2 protein-coding genes, 1 tRNA gene and 1 pseudogene (1 of these 4 only partly in view) are annotated in these 20,619 nt (G+C 72.2%); 2 read left to right on the top strand and 2 right to left on the bottom strand.

Annotated elements, in window-relative coordinates:
* Positions 1–103: 103 nt before the first annotated feature.
* Together DA075_RS13165 and DA075_RS13160 are read left to right on the top strand one after the other, a co-directional pair.
* Positions 104–195: transfer RNA gene (locus DA075_RS13165), tRNA-Ser, on the top strand.
* A 123-nt stretch (positions 196–318) separates the two neighbouring features.
* Complete coding sequence (locus DA075_RS13160; protein ID WP_331254785.1) at positions 319–546, top strand: Arm DNA-binding domain-containing protein; 228 nt, start codon at positions 319–321, stop codon at positions 544–546.
* Between the two features lie 25 nt (positions 547–571).
* On the opposite strand, the pseudogene DA075_RS13155 reads toward DA075_RS13160, so the two are convergent.
* A pseudogene (locus DA075_RS13155) lies at positions 572–1,755 on the bottom strand (IS3 family transposase).
* Positions 1,756–1,932: 177 nt separating this feature from the next.
* Positions 1,933–20,619, bottom strand: partial view of an LEPR-XLL domain-containing protein gene (locus DA075_RS36570; protein WP_099953619.1) — the end only. Its footprint extends 26,811 nt past the window's final position; the window shows 18,687 of its 45,498 coding nt (coding positions 26,812–45,498); its start codon lies beyond the right edge, outside the window — the gene reads right to left on this strand; the stop codon is at positions 1,933–1,935.

Genomic DNA, 20,619 nt, shown 5'->3' with positions numbered 1-20,619 from the left:
CGGCGGCGCTGCGAGGTCAAGCGGCGCCCCCCGGTGCGGAGCGCGGACACGCGACGAAACCGGTTGACCGCGCCCCGCCGATTCCCTAGAGCGTTGACCCACAGGAGACGTGGCCGAGCGGCTGAAGGCACTCGTTTGCTAAATGAGCAAGCCCCGAAAGGGGCTTCGAGGGTTCGAATCCCTCCGTCTCCGCCAGATTTGCGTTTCAGGCTGTTCCCAACCGTCTTCTAGCCGCCCCTAACCCATTGGGCTGGCTGTGAGGACGGCTTGCCGTCGTTCCAGACTGTCTCCTACAATTCAGCATCACCGCTGGGGTGAGTGCTGGGGCTGGGCGGGCAGGTGGCCCGGGAAATCGATAAGCTCAGCGCCCGAGCGGTCGCCACGCCGACCAAGCCGGGCCGGCATTCCGACGGCGGCGGCCTCTACCTCATCGTCGATCCAAGCGGCGCCAAGCGCTGGCTCTTCATCTATCGCCGCGACGGCAAGCAGAAGGAGATGGGCCTGGGCGGGCTCATGTCCGTATCGCTCGCGGAAGCGCACCGGTGATCCTCCCGTTTCAGCGGACACGGGGTTAGCCTGCGTTCCGCTCGGCCTGCTCGGGCGTGATGTAGCCGAGAGCCGAGTGGATACGCTGTCGATTGTAGTAGCCCTCGATGTAGGCGAACAGGTCGCGCCTGGTCTCGTCCCGGGTCGCCCACCGTCGCTGGTGGACGAGTTCGACTTTGAGGGTGTGGAAGAAGCGTTCCATCGGGGCGTTGTCGTAGCAGTAGCCGGCGCGGCTCATGGACGGTGTCGCCCGAATGCTGGCGAGTTGTCTACGGTAGACCTCCACCGCGTACTGGCTGCCGCGCGATCCGAGTGACAGATGAGCCCGGCGGCTGGTCGCTGCCGTTGGGTGGCCATCATCAGGGCGGCCGACGTCAGTTCAGTCCGCATGTGGTCGCGCATCGGCCAGCCGACGATCTTGCGGGTGGCGAGATCGAGGACCGCTGCCAGGAAGAGCCATCCTTCTCCCGTGGGCAGATCGGTGATGACCGCCAGCCGGACCTGGTTGGGCAACGTGACCGAGAGAAGCTGCTTGAGAAGGTTGGAGGCGATCGGCAGATCATGACGGCTGTCGGTCGTGCAGGGCCGGAACCGACGTCCCGCCAGGAGCCGGATGCCAGGACGGCGCATCAGGCGCTCACCCGCCCGCGGCTGGCTGTACGGCCCTCCGCACGCAAAGCGGCATGCACCCGAGGCGAACCGTATCGCCGCTGATGCCCGGCATGGATCCGTCGCACGTCGTCGAGGAGTGGCCGCTTGGAGGCTGCCCGCGCGCTCTCAGGACGCGATCGCCATCCATAATGCCCACTGGGCGATACTCCGAGCACGCGGCACATGTGACGCACCGGCCAGGTGGTCGCATGCGCGATGGAAGGCGAACGTCACTTGGGCATCGCCGCGAAGATGCCGATCGCTTTTTTTAGTACGTCGCGCTCCATGCGCGTCCGGTCGAGTTCGCGGCGCAGGCGGGCGATCTCGGCCGCCCGGTCGGACGGCGAGGCGACCGGGGCTCATCGTGGCAGTGCCCGGCGAGCCTGTGGGCCGCTCGTGCGGGGAGCCTTCCACCAGCACGGTCCGCCACTGGCGCAGCATGGAGGGCTGGATCCCGAGTTCGGCGGCGATCTGCACCTGCGACCGGCCGCTTCTCTCGAGCAAGGCCACCGCCTCGCGTTTGAACTCGGGGGTGAACTCGCGTCGTGTCTCTGCCATCAAACACCTTCCCCGCCCGCACCGAGCGTACCCGAGGTGTTCGCGAAACCGGGGGAGGATCATCCCGCACCACCGCTACGGTGCGCACGGCGTCGGACAGCACCTCGCCCGGACCGGATCCGGCCCGGGAGCAGGCCCTGCCGGGCGGAGAGCCGCGGGCGGCTCTCCGCTATTCGCTCAGTAGAACCGGATCTCGTCCGCCTCCGCCTTCCGCTCCAGAGCCCCGCTGTCCTCGTCGAGGACGTAGGTCGTGTAGCGGCCCTTCAGCACCTCGGGATCGGTCGGGTCGACCCGCACGACGATCGTCGTGTCCCGGATGGCCCGGATCACGTCGGCGGGCATCAGGGGCTTGTGCGCGAGGCCCCGGATCGGCGTGTCGGCCGCGACCTGGGCGGCGAGCAGGCCGGCGGCCGCCCGGCCCATGCCCGGACGGGTGACGCCGGCATCGAAGCTCCAGTAGGGCACCTTCTTGTAGATGCCGAGGAAGGTGTAGCCGGTGCCGCCGGTGATCACGTCGTTCCCCGACCGGTAGGACGGGGCGGTGCCGCTCATGATCGCCCCGATCTGGTCGGTGGTCAGCCACGGCGCCACGGCCTGCACCTGCCGGTACCACGCCAGCATCGCCTTCTTCCCCGGATGCGGGTTGTTCAGGAACGGATAGCTGATGGTGCCGCCCCAGCTCGCCGCACCGAGGTTCCCGGTCGCCGTCATGGAGTTGTACCAGGCCATCATGGCCTTCTTCCCGGGATGCGGGGTATTGGCGAACGGATACTGGTAGCCCCAGGGGAACAGGCCGGCCGCCCCGGGCGGCGAGCCGAAGGAGAAGCTCGCATAGGGGTAGAGGCCGTAGGCGCCCCCAGTCGCGGGAATGCCCCAGTAGGTGCTGTTGTAGGCCGCGAGCGCCTCGCCGGTCGACCGGCCTGGCACCGGGACGCCGTTCGTGTAGCTCAGCGCGTAGCTGGGCGAGCCTGCCGCGGTGATGAACCCGCGGGTGGCGCCGCCCATGCCGAGCGTCACCGCGCCTTGCGCCAGGCCGACCGGGCCGGGGGCGATGGCATAGAGGGCGTCCGGCCCGACGAGGCCGCCGGCCGCGTCGAGGGCCGGGACCAGCATCACGGTCTCGCCGAAGATGCGGTTGGCCTCGTTGCCGCCGTCGATCACGTCGCGGTTGATCAGCACCGCACCCGGATCCCGGGAGAAGTGGCGCCCGTCCGGTCCCCAGCCGTCCGTCGCCACGCTGAGCAGGACGCCGGTGCCGCGGACCTCGCCGTTCCAGGAGAACGGGCTGGTGGTGCCCGCGAACAGCCGGGCGAGGACCTGGATCCGGTCCGCCGCGAGGGAGTCGCGCGAGGTCTGGCCGCCCTCGCTGGTGCCCGCGACCGGCAGCTGGATGAAGGCGGTGTCGCCGACCAGAACGTCGGTCCCGGCACCGCCCGCGATGCGATCATTGCCGATGTCGAGCGCGTAGCCCTGCCCGTTGCCGAACACGATCTCGACCGTGGCCTTGGCGGCCAGGTCGGCCGGATGGTCCTTGGCGAGATGGGCGTTCAGCGCGGCATCCTGCTCCGCCACCTTGGCGACGAGGACCCCGTTCACCGCCCTGGCGAGGTCCCAGGCATCGGGATCGAACTCGGCATTGGTGCGGGCGACACCCGCCTGCACCATGATCAGGTTGTCGCCGGTCACGAGATCGTCGCCGTCGCCGGCATCGATCACGTCGTTCCCGAGCACCAGGTGGTGCGGCGCCCGGAAATCCGCCAGCGAGCCGGAGATCGTCGCCATCGAAGCGGCGACGAACTCGCGGGCCCGGCCCACCGTCGCGGTGAGGTCGGAGACCGCCCAGCGCATGTCGCCGAGGAAATCGGCGAGGGCGGTGGCCGAGGCCATGGACAGGTCGTCGAGCGGGCCGCGGCCGCGCACCACGATCCGGGCCTGGTCGCCGACGATGGTGTCGCTGCCGTCGCCGCCCGCGATCGAGTCGTTCCCGAACCGCAGTTCCTCCGGCGAGCGGATGCCCTTGGCGTGGTCGGTCATGTCGACGCCGGAGGTGAAGCTGTCGAGCGTGTCGAGCAACTGCTGCATGGCGAGCGTCACGGCGTCGATCCGGCCGTTGAGCGCGGCGTAGCGCGTCACGTCGAGGGCGAAGATCTGGACGTCGTCGCCGTAGACCGTGTCGTCGCCCGCGCCGCCCTCGAGAAGGTCGTTCCCCGGCAGGACGCCGTGGGTGTCGACGAGGTTCGGCACCACCGCGGCGTAGACGGTGAGCGCCGCCCCGTCCCCGCGCCGGATCGGACCGGCCCCGGCGATGTCGCCGAGCGCGCCCGCGAGGTTCGGGTAGGCGGTGACGCGCGGGGCGCTCGCATTGAGCACCTCGGGCATGAGGTTGGCCGCCGGCACCACCACCGCGCCGCCGAGTGGCAGGTCGAGCCCGGCCGAATCCGGTGCACCGATCAGGCGGACCGCGTTCACGATGGTCGGGACATCCGACACCGTCTCGGCGACGTTCGAGACACGGTCGCCGAAGATCAGGTCGTCGCCGGTCCCGCCGCGGATCGTATCGTCGCCGCGCTGGCCGAACAGCGCGTCGTCGCCATCGCCGCCGTCGATGACGTCGTTGGCGGCGGGTGCCAGCGACACCGCGAGCACCGAGGTGTCCGGGTTGCCGCCCGCAAGGCGGAGCGCCGCCCCGGCCGCGTCCCGCGCTCCCGTCGCGAGGAGCAGGTCCGACTTGGCCAGCGCCTCGATCTGCAGGGTGAGATCGACGCCGTCGCGGCTGTCGGTGCGCATCACCGCCGTGACGGTGCCGACCTCCTCCAGCACGACGTCGCGGTGCCAGCTTCCGTCGCTGTTGAGCAGGGCCGAGCCGTCCGCCCGGTAGGCCCGGACGATGCGGCCGACATCGCCCAGGACGACGTCCCGGCCGGCATCGCCGCTCAGGGAATCGGCGCCCAGCCCGCCGACGATCTCGTCGTCGCCGAGGCCGCCTTCGATCCGGTCGTCGCCGCGCTGGCCGAAGAGCCGGTCGTCGCCGTCGTCGCCGGTGATCACGTCGTTCCCGCCGACCCCGTCGACGAGATCGAACGGCATCACCTCGCGCCGCACTCCGCCGAACGGAGCCGGATCGCGCAGCCACGCCACCGCCTTCACGTCGTCCACGAGAACGTGGCGGGTGACGACCCCGTTATCGCCGAGGATCACGTCCGCACCGGCTCCGCCGGAGATCGTGTCGGCCCCGTCGGCGGCGCCGGCCACGTTCGATCCGCCGACGATGTCGTCGTCGCCCGTGTCGCCGAACAAGCGGTCGTTGCCCTGCTCGCCCACGATGGCGTCGTCGCCGTCACCACCGTGGATCTCGTCGTTGCCACCGCCGTCATCGATCCCCGTGAAGATCGCGACGCCGCGCTGGTTCACCGGCAGCGCCGTGTCGTAGAGCGCGTGGTCGCCGAACAGCCGGTCGTGGCCGTCGCCGCCCGCGATGGTATCGTCTCCCGTGCCGCCAGCCACGAAGTCGTTGCCCGCTCCGGCGTCGATCCGGTCCGCTCCGCCCGCGAGCGGGTCGGTGGCCTGAAGGCGGATCAGGGTGCGCTGGCCGGCGACGACCATGACGCTGGCCGTGCCGTTGTCGCCGAGGATGAAGTCGGCTCCGGCCCCGGTGGCGATCGTGTCGGACCCGAAGCCGCCGAGCACGACGTTGTCCCCGTCGCCCGCCGTGATCGTGTCGTCGCCGCCGACCGTGGCGTCGGTGGTGGCGAGCTGGCCGACCATTCCGGCGACGAAGCTCACCGAGCCGGCATCGCCCAGCACCACGTCGCCGCCCGCGCCGGTGGTGATCCGGTCGGCGCCCGCGCCGCCCAGCACCACGTTGTCGCCGTCGCCTGCCGCGATCACGTCGTCGCCGCCGACCCCGGTATCGGTCGCCCGGACCAGAACCGGAAGCCCGGACGCGTCGAACGTCACCTCGCCCGCATCGCCCAGGATCACGTCGCTGCCCGCCCCGGTGGTGATCGCGTCCGCATCCGCGCCGCCCAGCACCACGTTGGCCCCGGTCCCCGCCCGGATCTCGTCCGCCCCGCCCACCGACGGGCTCAGCGTGCGCACCGAGACCGGTACAGAGGCGCTCAGCGTCACCGTGCCGGCATCGCCCAGGAGCACGTTCGCGCCCGATCCCGCCTCGATCCGGTCGCCGCCCGCCCCGCCGAGCGCCACGCTGCCGCCGTCGCCCAGCGTGATCAGGTCGCGCGCGCCCACCTCCGGGCTCGTCGCCGTGATTACGCCCGCCCGCCCCTGGCCGTCGAAGTCGACCGTGCCGTTGTCGCCCAGCACCGCCGAGCGGCCGTCGCCGACCACGATCGTGTCCGCACCCGAGCCACCCAGCACCACCGCGTTGCCGCGGCCGAGGGTGATCGCGTCGTCGCCCGCCACCGTGACGTCGCCGGTCTCGGCATGCGCCGCCAGGCCCGCCGCGAAGCGCACCAGACCCGCATCGCCGATCACCAGGCCGGTGCCGGTGCCGGCCGCGATCACGTCCGCCCCGGCGCCGCCGATCACCACCTTGGCCCCGTCGCCGAGGGTGACGGCATCGGCCGCGCCGATCGCCGGGTCGAGGCTCACGGCCAGGGTGAGGAGGCCGGCCGCGAGCTCGACGCGCCCGCTGTCGCCCAGGACCAGGTCGGTCCCGCCGCCCGCCGTGACCGTGTCCGCCCCGAAGCCGCCGACGACGAGGTTGTCGCCCTCGCCCGCCGCGATCACGTCGTCGCCGCCGAGGCCGGTATCGGTGGAGAGCACCAGTTGCAGCAGCCCGTCGGCGTCGTAGGCGACCTCGCCCAGGTCGCCCAGGAGCACGTCCCGGCCCGCGCCCGCGGCGATCCGGTCGGCACCCGCGCCGCCCAGCACCACGTTGTCGCCCGCGCCCGCATCGATGCGGTCGTCGTCGCCCAAGCTCGGGTCGCTCGTGGCGATCCGCACCAGGCGGCCGCCCGCGAAGCGCGCCTCGCCCCCATCGCCCAGGATCACGTCCGAGCCCGCGCCCGTCGTCACCGCGTCGCGCCCGACGCCGCCCACCACGATGTTGTCGCCCTCGCCGGCCGCGATCACGTCGTCGCCGCCGTTGCGCGGATCGAGCGTCGCGAAGTCGGTGATCACGCCGGCGGCATCGAAATGCACGATCCCGTCGTCGCCCAGGATGATGTCGGCCCCCGACCCGGTCGTCACCGCGTCCCGATCGATGCCGCCCAGCACCACCGCGTTGCCGCCGCCGATCACGATCGTGTCGCGACCGCCCGAGTCCGGGTCGGTGCTGCTCACCTCCGCCCGGATCCCGGCCGCAAAGCGCGCCACGCCGTTGTCGCCCAGCACCACGCTGTCGCCCCGGCCCAGGGTGACGGCGTCGTTGCCGGCCCCGCCGATCACCACCTTGTCGCCGTCCCGGCCGCTGATGCGGTCGTCCCCGCCAAACAGCGGGTCGAGGCTCGCCATCACCGCCCGCACGCCGCCCGAGAAGGTCACCTGACCGTCGTCGCCCAGCACGAGATCGCCGCCGGTCCCGACCGTGATCGTGTCCGCGCCCACGCCGCCGATGACGATGTTGTCGCCATCGCCCGCCGCGATGCGGTCGTCCCCGCCCGCGTTCGGATCGGTGCTGCCGACCTGGCGGCGCACCCCGGCTGCGAACACCGCGTAGCCGTTGTCGCCGATCACCACGTCGGCCCCCGACCCCGCCGTGATCGCGTCGGCCCCCACGCCGCCGATCACCACGTTGTCGCCGGAGCCGACCTCGATCTGGTCGTCGCCGCCCAGCGTCGGGTCCAGGCTCTCGGCCCGCACCAGACGGCCCTGCCCGTCGAAGGTCAGGTGAGCGTCGTCGCCCAGCACCACGTCGGCATCGGTGTCGGCCTTGCCCGCGTCGATCACGTCGCCGCCAAGCCCGCCCACCACGATGTCGGCGCCCGCGCCGGTGATGATCCGGTCGGATGCACCGCCGATGCGGTCGCTCGTCACCTCGGCGATCACGCCGGCGAGGTAGGCGACGCTGCCGTTGTCGCCCAGGACCAGGTCGGTCCCGCCGCCCGCCGTGACCGTGTCCGCCCCGAAGCCGCCGACGACGAGGTTGTCGCCCTCGCCCGCCGCGATCACGTCGTCGCCGCCGAGGCCGGTATCGGTGGAGAGCACCCGCTGCAGCAGCCCGTCGGCGTCGTAGGCGACCTCGCCCAGGTCGCCCAGGAGCACGTCCCGGCCCGCGCCCGCGGCGATCCGGTCGGCACCCGCGCCGCCCAGCACCACGTTGTCGCCCGCGCCCGCATCGATGCGGTCGTCGTCGCCCAAGCTCGGGTCGCTCGTGGCGATCCGAACCAGGCGGCCGCCCGCGAAGCGCGCCTCGCCCCCATCGCCCAGGATCACGTCCGAGCCCGCGCCCGTCGTCACCGCGTCGCGCCCGACGCCGCCCACCACGATGTTGTCGCCCTCGCCGGCCGCGATCACGTCGTCGCCGCCGTTGCGCGGATCGAGCGTCGCGAAGTCGGTGATCACGCCGGCGGCATCGAAATGCACGATCCCGTCGTCGCCCAGCACGATGTCGCGCCCGGCTCCCACCGTGACCGTATCCGCGCCCACGCCGCCGATGACGATGTTGTCGCCCGCGCCGCCCAGGATCGTGTCCGACCCGCCCGCGGACGGGTCGCTGCTCGCCGCCTCGCGACGGATCCCGTCGGCAAACACCGCGTAGCCGTTGTCGCCGATCACCACGTCGGCCCTCGACCCCGCCGTGATCGCGTCCGACCCCACGCCGCCGATCACCACGTTGTCGCCGGAGCCCGCCTCGATCTGGTCGTCGCCGCCCAGCGTCGGGTCCAGGCTCTCGGCCCGCACCAGACGGCCCTGCCCGTCGAAGGTCAGGTGAGCGTCGTCGCCCAGCACCACGTCGGCATCGGTGTCGTCCTTGCCCGCGTCGATCACGTCGCCGCCAAGCCCGCCCACCACGATATCGGCCCCCGCGCCGGTGATGATCCGGTCGGATGCACCGCCGGTGCGGTCGCTCGTCACCTCGGCGATCACGCCGGCGAGGTAGGCGACGCTGCCGTTGTCGCCCAGCACCACGTCCCGGCCTGCGCCCGCCGTGATCGTGTCGCTGCCCGCCCCGCCGAGCGCGAGGTTGTCGCCCTCGCCCAGCGTGATCAGGTCGTCGCCCCCGGTCTGCGGGTCCAGGCTCTCGACCCGCACCAGCACGCCTGCCGTCAGGCTGACCTGGCCGCTGTCGCCCAGCGCCACGTCCCGGCCTGCGCCCGCCGTGATCGTGTCGGCCCCGAAGCCGCCGATGACGAGGTTGTCGCCCTCGCCCGCCGCGATCACGTCGTCGCCGCCGACCCCGGTATCGGTCGCCCGGACCAGAACCGGAAGCCCGGACGCGTCGAACGTCACCTCGCCCGCATCGCCCAGGATCACGTCACCCCCCGCCCCGGTGGTGATCGCGTCCGCATCCGCGCCGCCCAGCACCACGTTGGCCCCGGTCCCCGCCCGGATCTCGTCCGCCCCGCCCACCGACGGGCTCAGCGTGCGCACCGAGACCGGTACAGAGGCGCTCAGCGTCACCGTGCCGGCATCGCCCAGGAGCACGTTCGCGCCCGATCCCGCCTCGATCCGGTCGCCGCCCGCCCCGCCGAGCGCCACGCTGCCGCCGTCGCCCAGCGTGATCAGGTCGCGCGCGCCCACCTCCGGGCTCGTCGCCGTGATTACGCCCGCCCGCCCCTGGCCGTCGAAGTCGACCGTGCCGTTGTCGCCCAGCACCGCCGAGCGGCCGTCGCCGACCACGATCGTGTCCGCACCCGAGCCACCCAGCACCACCGCGTTGCCGCGGCCGAGGGTGATCGCGTCGTCGCCCGCCACCGTGACGTCGCCGGTCTCGGCATGCGCCGCCAGGCCCGCCGCGAAGCGCACCAGACCCGCATCGCCGATCACCAGGCCGGTGCCGGTGCCGGCCGCGATCACGTCCGCCCCGGCGCCGCCGATCACCACCTTGGCCCCGTCGCCGAGGGTGACGGCATCGGCCGCGCCGATCGCCGGGTCGAGGCTCACGGCCAGGGTGAGGAGGCCGGCCGCGAGCTCGACGCGCCCGCTGTCGCCCAGGACCAGGTCGGTCCCGCCGCCCGCCGTGACCGTGTCCGCCCCGAAGCCGCCGACGACGAGGTTGTCGCCCTCGCCCGCCGCGATCACGTCGTCGCCGCCGAGGCCGGTATCGGTGGAGAGCACCAGTTGCAGCAGCCCGTCGGCGTCGTAGGCGACCTCGCCCAGGTCGCCCAGGAGCACGTCCCGGCCCGCGCCCGCGGCGATCCGGTCGGCGCCCGCGCCGCCCAGCACCACGTTGTCGCCCGCGCCCGCATCGATGCGGTCGTCGTCGCCCAAGCTCGGGTCGCTCGTGGCGATCCGCACCAGGCGGCCGCCCGCGAAGCGCGCCTCGCCCCCATCGCCCAGGATCACGTCCGAGCCCGCGCCCGTCGTCACCGCGTCGCGCCCGACGCCGCCCACCACGATGTTGTCGCCCTCGCCAGCCGCGATCACGTCGTCGCCGCCGTTGCGCGGATCGAGCGTCGCGAAGTCGGTGATCACGCCGGCGGCATCGAAATGCACGATCCCGTCGTCGCCCAGGATGATGTCGGCCCCCGACCCGGTCGTCACCGCGTCCCGATCGATGCCGCCCAGCACCACCGCGTTGCCGCCGCCGATCACGATCGTGTCGCGACCGCCCGAGTCCGGATCGGTGCTGCTCACCTCCGCCCGGATCCCGGCCGCAAAGCGCGCCACGCCGTTGTCGCCCAGCACCACGCTGTCGCCCCGGCCCAGGGTGACGGCGTCGTTGCCGGCCCCGCCGATCACCACCTTGTCGCCGTCCCGGCCGCTGATGCGGTCGTCCCCGCCAAACAGCGGGTCGAGGCTCGCCATCACCGCCCGCACGCCGCCCGAGAAGGTCACCTGACCGTCGTCGCCCAGCACGAGATCGCCGCCGGTCCCGACCGTGATCGTGTCCGCGCCCACGCCGCCGATGACGATGTTGTCGCCATCGCCCGCCGCGATGCGGTCGTCCCCGCCCGCGTTCGGATCGGTGCTGCCGACCTGGCGGCGCACCCCGGCTGCGAACACCGCGTAGCCGTTGTCGCCGATCACCACGTCGGCCCCCGACCCCGCCGTGATCGCGTCGGCCCCCACGCCGCCGATCACCACGTTGTCGCCGGAGCCCACCTCGATCTGGTCGTCGCCGCCCAGTGTCGGGTCCAGGCTCTCGGCCCGCACCAGACGGCCCTGCCCGTCGAAGGTCAGGTGAGCGTCGTCGCCCAGCACCACGTCGGCATCGGTGTCGTCCTTGCCCGCGTCGATCACGTCGCCGCCAAGCCCGCCCACCACGATATCGGCCCCCGCGCCGGTGATGATCCGGTCGGATGCACCGCCGGTGCGGTCGCTGATCACCTCGGCGCGCAGGCCGAGGGCGTAGTCCATCGCACCGTTGTCGCCGAACACCACGTCGTCGCCGGCCCCGGTCGTGATGGAGTCGGAGCCGGAACCGCCGAAGACCACGTTGCGCCCGTCGCCGGCCACGATTGCGTCGTTGCCCGAGACGCTGGCGTCCTCGGTCTCGGCGCGCACCAGGATGCCGGAACGGAACGTCACCCGGCCATCGTCGCCCAGGACCGTGTCCGAACCGGCACCGGTGGTGAGGGTGTCGTCGCCAGTGCCTCCGATCACGACGTTGTCGCCGTCGCCCGCCTCGACGACGTCGCCGCCGCCGAGCATGGACTCGAGGCTCCGGGCCAGGACGAGCACGCCGTCCGCGAAGGTGAGGCTACCGTCGTCACCGATGACGACGTCGCTGCCGTTGCCGGTGACGATCCGGTCGGCGCCGACGCCGCCGATGACGGTGCTGCCGCCATCGCCGAGGGTGATGGTGTCGGCCCCGCCCGCCATCGGGGCGGACGACACGACCGTCGCCGGCCGGCCGAGGGCGTCGAAGGCCACCTGGCCGTTGTCGCCGAGCACCACGGCCCGGCCGTTGCCGCCGCGGATCGTGTCGGCACCGGAGCCGCCGAGGATGACGCTGCCGCCATCGCCGACCGTGATCCGGTCCGCGCCACCCACTGCCTCGTCGCTGGTCTCGGCCTGCACCGGCAGGCCCGTCGCCGTGAGCGTGGCGCGACCGTTGTCGCCCAGGATGACGTTCTGCCCGTCCCCGGCCGTGATCACGTCGGCGCCCGCGCCCGCGATCACCACGTTGCGGCCCTTGCCGAGCGCGATGGTGTCGACGTCACCGATGGTCGGGGCGACGCTGGCGATCGCCACCACCTGACCGTTCTCGAAATCGGCCTGCCCGCCATCGCCCAGGACGACGTTGGCGCCGTCGCCGAGCGAGATGCGGTCGCGCCCGACGCCGCCGATCACGACGTTGTCGCCGGCCCCCGCGGTGATGACGTCGTCGCCGCCGATGTCGGGCGAGGCCGTGATCGCGCGCAGGATGGTGCCGGCCGCGTCGAAGGTGACGGTGCCGTTGTCGCCCAGGATCACCGCGCCGCGGTCCTGGCCCTCGATGGCGTCGCCGCCCGCGCCGCCGAGCACGACGTTGCGCCCGGAGCCGAAGCTGATCCGGTCGCCGCCGCCGATATCGGCCGCCAGGGTCTCGACCCGCGTGCGGGTGGCGGTGGCGACGCCGCTCGCGAGGCGAACCACGAAATCGGCCCGGCCGCTATCGCCCAGGATCACGTGATCGCCGGCTCCCGCCGTGACCAGGTCGCTTCCCGCGCCGCCGATGACGACGTCGTTGCCGTCCGACGCCGTGACCGTGTCGTCCCCGCCGATCTCGAAATCGATCGATTCGACGTGATCCGCCAGGCCGGCAGTGAAGCTGGCCTTGCCGCTGTCGCCCAGGATGACGTGGTTGCCGCGGCCGACCGTGATCGCATCGGCGCCGAAGCCGCCGATGATGGTCACGTCGCCGTCATCGGCCTGGATCGTGTCGCCGCCGCCGATATCGGTGGCGATCGCGGTCACGGTGGCGATCAGGCCGCCCGAGAACGTGGCGCGGCCGCTGTCGCCCAGCACCACCTGCGTGCCAGAGCCGACCGTGATCCGGTCCGCATCCGCGCCGCCGATGATGGTCGAATTGCCGTCGCGAGCCGCGATCGTGTCGGCGCCGCCGATCTCAGGATCGATCGATTCGATGCGGGTCAGCACGCCGGCCGCGAAGACGGCCGTGCCGTTGTCGCCCAGGATGACGTGGTTGCCCTGGCCGACCGTGATCGCATCGGCGCCGAAGCCGCCGATGATGGTGGCGTCGCCGTCGTCGGCCGTGATCGCGTCGTCGCCGCCGATGCCGGTCGCGACCGAGGTGATGCCGGCGATCAGGCCGCCCGAGAAGGTCGCGCTGCCGCTGTCGCCCAGCACCACCTGGCGGCCCTTGCCGACCGTGATCCGGTCCGCATCCGCGCCGCCGATGATGGTCGAATTGCCGTCGTGGGCCGCGATCGTGTCGGCGCCGCCGATCTCAGGATCGATCGACTCGATGCGGGTCAGCACGCCGGCCGCGAAGGCGGCCGTGCCGTTGTCGCCCAGGATGACGTGGTTGCCCTGGCCGACCGTGATCGCATCGGCGCCGAAGCCGCCGATGATGGTGGCGTCGCCGTCGTCGGCCGTGATCGCGTCGTCGCCGCCGATACCGGTCGCGACCGAGGTGATGCCGGTGATCAGGCCGCCCGAGAAGGTCGCGCGGCCGCTGTCGCCCAGCACCACCTGCGTGCCAGAGCCGACCGTGATCCGGTCCGCATCCGCGCCGCCGATGATGGTCGAATTGCCGTCGTGTGCCGCGATCGTGTCGGCGCCGCCGATCTCAGGATCGATCGACTCGATGCGGGTCAGCACGCCGGCCGCGAAGGCGGCCGTGCCGTTGTCGCCCAGGATGACGTGGTTGCCCTGGCCGACCGTGATCGCATCGGCGCCGAAGCCACCGATGATGGTGGCGTCGCCGTCGTCGGCCGTGATCGCGTCGTCGCCGCCGATGCCGGTCGCGACCGAGGTGATGCCGGTGATCAGGCCGCCCGAGAAGGTCGCGCGGCCGCTGTCGCCCAGCACCACCTGGCGGCCCTTGCCGACCGTGATCCGGTCCGCGCCGGCGCCGCCGATGATGGTGGTGCCGCCCTCGCTGGCCTCGATGACGTCGTCGCCGCCGATCGCCGCCTCGCCGTCCCGGGTCGTGATCGACGCCAGGGCCCGAGCGCCGTTGACCGGCGTGAAGGTGGCCTCGCCGGTATCGCCGAGGATGACCTGCGTGCCCTTGCCGACGCGGATCCCGTCGGCGCCGGCCCCGCCGACGATGACCGAGTCGCCATCCTGCGCGGTGATCGTGTCGTCGCCGCCGATCGTGCCCGACAGGCTCGTGATCGCCGTCAGGACGCCGCCCGTGAAGACGGCGTCGCCGTTGTCGCCGAAGATGACGTGGTTGCCCGCACCGGCGGTGATCACGTCGGCACCGGCACCGCCGATGATGACGCTGTCGCCGGCCGTGGTGGTGACGGTGTCGCCCGCCCCCGCGGCGGTGTTGGTCGAGACGGCACGGCTGAGGACGTGCGTGCCCTCGAGGAACACCTGCGGCGTCGTCAGCCCGTCCTGGTAGAGCTGGCCGTGGTCGCCGATCACCACGTTGGCACCGGCCTTGGCGTCGATCGTGTCGGCGCCGGCCGCACCGGTGTCGTCGATGGTCAGGATCCGGGTCGCGGCCGCGAGGTTGAAGGCGGAATCGCCCAGGATGATGTCGGCGGCCGGACCGCCGGTGATGGTGTCGTTGCCGGAGCCGCCCGCGATGACGTTGCGGCCCTGGCCGCCGATCAGCACGTCGTCGCCGGCGCCGCCATCGATCATCACGATGCCCGTGGCGCCCGAGGCGTCGATCCGGTCGGCGAGGCTGACGGGCCGGCCGTCGCCGCCGACCATGCCCTCGCGCCGGAAGGCGTAGGCGCGACCGGTCGGGTTCTCGGGCGTGGAATCGTAGCGGCTGCCGTCGGCCGTGGTGTCGCCGAACAGGGCGAGCGGACCGGTGGACCCGGTCACCGTGAGCGTGTCGGCGCCACCGCCGCCATGGATCTCGGTGAGCGTGGCGGTCGCGGTGCTCGCCACCGTGAAGGTGTCGTCACCCTGGCCGAGCAGCACCTGGACCACGCCGAACCCGGCATAGGTGACGCCGCCGCGATAGGTCCCGCTGCCGGTGACGATGCTCGCCGCGGACATCCCGAGGCCGCCGATATGGTCGGCCTCGAGCACGCCGCTGACGCCCACGCTCGTCGAGTCGTTGTAGACGGTGAGCCGGTCGAGATCGGGCTGGCCGTTCGACGCGATGGCCCGCGCGATCGGGGCGTTCGCCTCGCCCGGCAGGGCCACCGCCTGCTGGAGCCCGCGGTTCTGCGGACCGGTTCCGCCCTGGAGCACCAGCGGACCCTGGATGCCGCTGACGTCGTGCGGCTGGCGCGAGAAGGTCTTGAGGTCGTTCTGGGTCTTCGCCCCCTGGGGATCGCGGGCGATGGTGATGCGGATCGGCACGTCGTAATCGGCCGGCCCGAAGGTCACGGTGGCGGGCCGTCCGGCCGCCGCCGCGGTGAAGCGCGGATCGCTGCTCGACAGGATCGTCTGGCCGTCGCCCGCCAGCGTCACCGTCACGGGCGCGGTCGGCGGCGCCGTCAGCACCAGGTCGTAGTAGGAGGTCTGCGTGTCGGTGACGGTGACCCCGCCCGGGGCCGGACGCACCAGCACGCCGGCGGAGTTCCCGTCCACCACCGTGACGTTCACCACGGGCGCGTCGGCCATGCTGCCGAAGAAGCCGCCGGCACCGAGCGAACTCGTCACCCGGTGGGTGATCTGGACGGTTTCCCGGTTCTGGACCTGGGCGTCCGGCGGCGCCGAGACGAGCACGGTCTGGGCGACGTTCCAGTCGGCCGCCGTGAAGGTCAGGACGGCGTTGCCGTCCGCATCGACGGGAAGCGCGCTGCCGTCGGCCCGGGTCAGATGAATCCGGCCGCTCGTCGTCGACAGGGCGACGGTGACGGTCTCGCCCGGCCGCGGCTGATTGTTGAGGACGACCGTGTAGCTGTCCTTCTGCTGCGGCTTGGTGCCTTCGAGGACCGTGGTCTCGCCGTCGGTCTGGGTGATGATCAGGCCGGGCTTGTCGTCGTCGATCACCGTGACGATGACGGTGCGCAGGGCCGCGCCATCGACCTCGGCATTCGAGCTGATCACCGAATGACCGACCGCGATCCTCTGGTCGCCCTCGGCGGCGGTGTCCGACTTGGCGCGGACATAGACCGTCCGGGCCGGCGCCCAGACGTAGCCGCCGCGTCCGTCCGCGACGGTCGTGAAGCTCAGCGTCAGGCTGTCGGCATAGGTGATCCCGTCGAGCGAGACCTCGACCGTGCCGGCCTGGCCCGCCAGCGCCCGCATCTGCGCCGAGGATTGCGCCGCCGAGACCGTGATCACGGCGACGTCCGTCGCGGTGAGCGCCGTGGTGGCCGGCGGCGGCGGCGCCACCGTGTAGGTGGCGACGCGGCTGCCCGCCGCGTTCGCGGCGGTCACGGCGCTGTCCTCGCGCACCGTCAGGCCGCCGCCATCGCCGATCGCCTGGCTCTGGTCGGTCCCCACCGTGGCGTTGATGCCGGCGGCGAACACGCCGTCGTAGCGCTTGTCGGCGCTGGACGTGGTGTGGTTGATCACCGCCGAGTTGCCCTTGGCGTCGCGCGAGACGACCTCGCCCGAGACGTCGCCCGCCACCACGAAGGTGTCGCTGCCCAGGCCGCCGATCAGGGTGGTGACGACATCGGCCGCGGTCGACAGCACGTAGAAGGTGTCGTCACCCTCCAGGCCGTCCACCTCGACCGCCTGGATGTTGCTGAACTTGATCGACAGCCCGGCGCCGAACACGCCGTCCTTGGTCACCACGAAAGTGTCGGCGAACTCGGTGCCGAGTGCCACGATCTTGTTGAAGCCGCTGCCGCCGTCGATGTCGAGCGGGGCGTTGATGTTGTACTCGACCTTGTCGTCGCCGGCGCCGGCATTGAGCTTGATCTTGCCCGTGGTGGCGAGCGCGAAGGACCGGATCACGAACGTGTCGTCGCCATCCTCGCCGTTGAGGCGCAGGTCGGCCTTGTTCGAGTAGATCTGGAACGTGTCGTTGCCGGTGCCGCCATAGATGACGATCGGCACCGAGTTGCCCTTCGAGAGGTAACCGCCGAAGGAGAGCTGGACCGTGTCGAAGGCGTCCTCGGCGAGCAGGCCGTTCGCGACGTCGCGCGGGGTCGCGAAGACCTGTCCCATCTGGAAGAAGTCGTCGCCGGCGCCGCCGTCGATGGTCATCAGCGCGGCGTCGTCGTCCATGTAGAAGCGGTCGTCGCCCAGCCCGCCCTCGACCACGATGCGGCCGTTGAGCGAGGCGTCGACGTTGATGCGCTCCACCGCCGCATCGGCCGGGTAGGTGCCGTCCGGGTTGGGATGCAGCAGGGCGATGAAGTTCCGGCGGCTGAGGAAGGTGTCGGCGGCGTCGGTCCCGAGGATCGTCAGCGTATCGACGCCACGGTCGGCATCGCCGCTGTCATGGACGTTGATCCGGTAGGAGGAGGTCCCGGCGAGCTGGATCAGCACCGTGTCGGTGTCCTGGCCACCGTCGATGTCGAGGGTATCCCGGCGCCCGTTATTGACGCTCGACAGGCTGGGGAGGCGGGTGACCGTGATCGCGTCCTGCCCGTCCTCGCCGCGGATCCGGGTGTTGCCGGCGATCTCGGTGAGCGCGGCGTCGAGCACGTCGTCGCCCGCGCCGAGTGCGATGTCCGTCGTGGTCGACCGCAGGCGTCCGCGCAGGGTCACGCGGTCGCGTCCCGCAAGCGTGGTCAAGGCCAAGGTGGAAGCCGCGACCGTGCTGCCGAGCAGCGTGATCACGTTGTCGCCCGCGCCCGCCCGGATCGCGACCGAGCCGGCCTGGATCGCGGCCGTCTGCAGCACGACGCCGTTCGCCGACACGGCGTCGGTGATCGTGTCGAGATCGGCCCCGGTGTCGAGCGTGAAGGCGCCCGAGGCGGTCCAGCGGCCGCCGAGGGTCACGGTGTTGGCGCCCTCGCGCAAGTCGATCGCCACCGAGCCCGCGTTGACGGTCGCGGAGGCCTGGACGGTGCCGGAGACGATCGACGCGTCGGTCAGGGTGTCGATCCCGCCGCCGCCCTGGATGGTCAGGGCGCCGGTGACCGTGGTGAGGCTGGTCAGCCTGATGTCGTTGCGGCCGTTGCCCGGGCCGCTGCCAGAGGCGGCGGCGATCTCCATCGAGCCCGCCTGGATGGTGCCCGCGAGGGTGATCGTGTCGGCGTCGCTGCCCGTCCGCACCGCGAGCGCCCCGGTCACGGCCAGGTCGGCGTTGACGTCGATGGTGTTCGCGCCCTCGCCCGCGTCGATGGTCATCGACGCCGCCTTGTAGCGGCCAGCGAGGGTGATCGCGTCGGCATCGGAGCCGGACGTGATCCCGACCGCGCCGCCGACATTGAACTCGCCGTCGAGCGTGACCGCGTTGCGCCCACGTCCGGCGTCGATGCGCAGCGAGCCGAGGCCGACCACGCCGCCGGCGATCGAGCCGTAGGTCCCTCTGAGCGTGATGGTGTCGTCGCCCGACCCGGTGACCAGGGCGAGCTCGCCCGTCACCGTGATGAGGCCGCCGAGGGTGATCGCGTTGGTGCCGTCGCCGGCCATGATCGCCAGCGAGTCAGCCTTCAGCGTGCCGGTGAGAGAGATGGTATCGGCGCCGGTGCCCGACGCGATCTGCGCCGCAGCACCGATGGTGAGGTCGCCAGCGAGCGTGACCGCATTGGTGCCGTCGCCGGCATCGATGGAGAGCGAGCCCGCCTTGGCCGTGCCGGTGAGGGAGACCGTGTCGTCGCCGGAGCCCGACGCGAGCTGCGCCGCGCCGCCGATGTTGTACTCGCCGGTGAGCGCGACCGTGTTGGTCCCGCCGCCCGCGTCGATCCGCAGGGAGCCCAGGCCGACCACGCCGCCCGCGACCGAGCCGTAGGTCCCCTTGAGCGTGATGCCGTCCTGGCCCGTCCCCGTGACCACCGCCAGCTCGCCCGCGACCGTGAAGTCGCCGTCGAGCGTGACCGTATTGGCGCCGTCGCCCGCCGTGATCGCCAGCGAGGCCGCCTGCATCGCCCGGGTGATGGAGATCGTGTCGTTGCCGAGGCCCGTCGTGATCTGCGCCGCACCACCGATGGTGAAGCCGCCGTCGAGCGTGACCGCGTTGGTACCGTCGCCCGCCGTGATCGCCAGCGAGCCCGCCTTCAGCGTGCCGGTGAGGGAGACCGTGTCGTCGCCGGAGCCCGATGCGAGCTGCGCCGCGCTGCCGATGTTGTACTCGCCGCCGAGCGCGACCGTGCTGGTCCCGTCGCCCGCGTCGATCCGCAGGGAGCCGAGGCCGACCACGCCGCTCGCGACCGAGCCGTAGGTCCCCTTGAGCGTGATGCCGTCCTGGCCCGTCCCCGTGACCACCGCCAGCTCGCCCGCGACCGTGAAGTCGCCGTCGAGCGTGACCGTATTGGCGCCGTCGCCCGCCGTGATCGCCAGCGAGGCCGCCTGCATCGCCCGGGTGATGGAGATCGTGTCGTTGCCGAGGCCCGTCGTGACCTGCGCCGCGCCACCGATGGTGAAGCCGCCGTCGAGCGTGACCGCGTTGGTACCGTCGCCCGCCGTGATCGCCAGCGAGCCCGCCTTCAGCGTGCCGGTGAGGGAGACCGTGTCGTCGCCGGAGCCCGATGCGAGCTGCGCCGCGCTGCCGATGTTGTACTCGCCGCCGAGCGCGACCGTGCTGGTCCCGTCGCCCGCGTCGATCCGCAAGGAGCCCAGGCCGACCACGCCGCCCGCGACCGAGCCATAGGTCCCCTTGAGCGTGATGCTGTCCTGGCCCGTCCCCGTGACCACCGCCAGCTCGCCCGCGACCGTGAAGTCGCCGTCGAGCGTGACCGTATTGGCGCCGTCGCCCGCCGTGATCGCCAGCGAGGCCGCCTGCATCGCCCGGGTGATGGAGATCGTGTCGTTGCCGAGGCCCGTCGTGACCTGCGCCGCGCCACCGATGGTGAAGCCGCCGTCGAGCGTGACCGCGTTGGTACCGTCGCCCGCCGTGATCGCCAGCGAGCCCGCCTTCAGCGTGCCGGTGAGGGAGACCGTGTCGTCGCCGGAGCCCGATGCGAGCTGCGCCGCGCCGCCGATGTTGTACTCGCCGCCGAGCGCGACCGTGCTGGTCCCGTCGCCCGCGTCGATCCGCAGGGAGCCGAGGCCGACCACACCGCTCGCGACCGAACCGTAGCTCCCGCCCAGGGTCACACCGTCGACGCCCGTTCCGGTCAAAACCGCGAGCTCGCCCGTGATCGCGTAGGTGCCCGCGAGGCTCACCGAATCGGCGTCGTTGCCGCTCGCGCCCGGTGCCGCCACGTCGATCGACAGGGCACCGCTGCGATAGCTGCCGGCGAGGGTGACGGTGTCGCTCCCGTCCTTGCCCAGGATGGACAGAGAACCGCCGACGGTCAGCACGCCCTCGACCGGGTTGTCGTTCTGGTCGAGGGTGATGGTGCGCGTGCCCGTCGCGAAGCTGCCGTCGAGACGGATGACGTCGCTGTTGGCTCCGCCCTCGATCCGGATCGAGGCGCCGACGTAGAGGCCCTTGAGGTCGATGGTCGCGCCGGTGTTGTCGGGCGTGCCCGAGGCGCTGTAGTCGCCGCGCAGGATGATCGCATCCCGGGCCTTGATCACCGCGCCGGCCTGGATGGTGAGGTTGTCGCCGGCGTTGAGCGTGACCGAGCCGCCGGTCGAGAAGATGGTGAC

This window comes from Methylobacterium currus (assembly GCF_003058325.1).
GTDB classification, from domain to species: domain Bacteria; phylum Pseudomonadota; class Alphaproteobacteria; order Rhizobiales; family Beijerinckiaceae; genus Methylobacterium; species Methylobacterium currus.
This window is presented reverse-complemented; position numbering and strand designations above follow the sequence as displayed.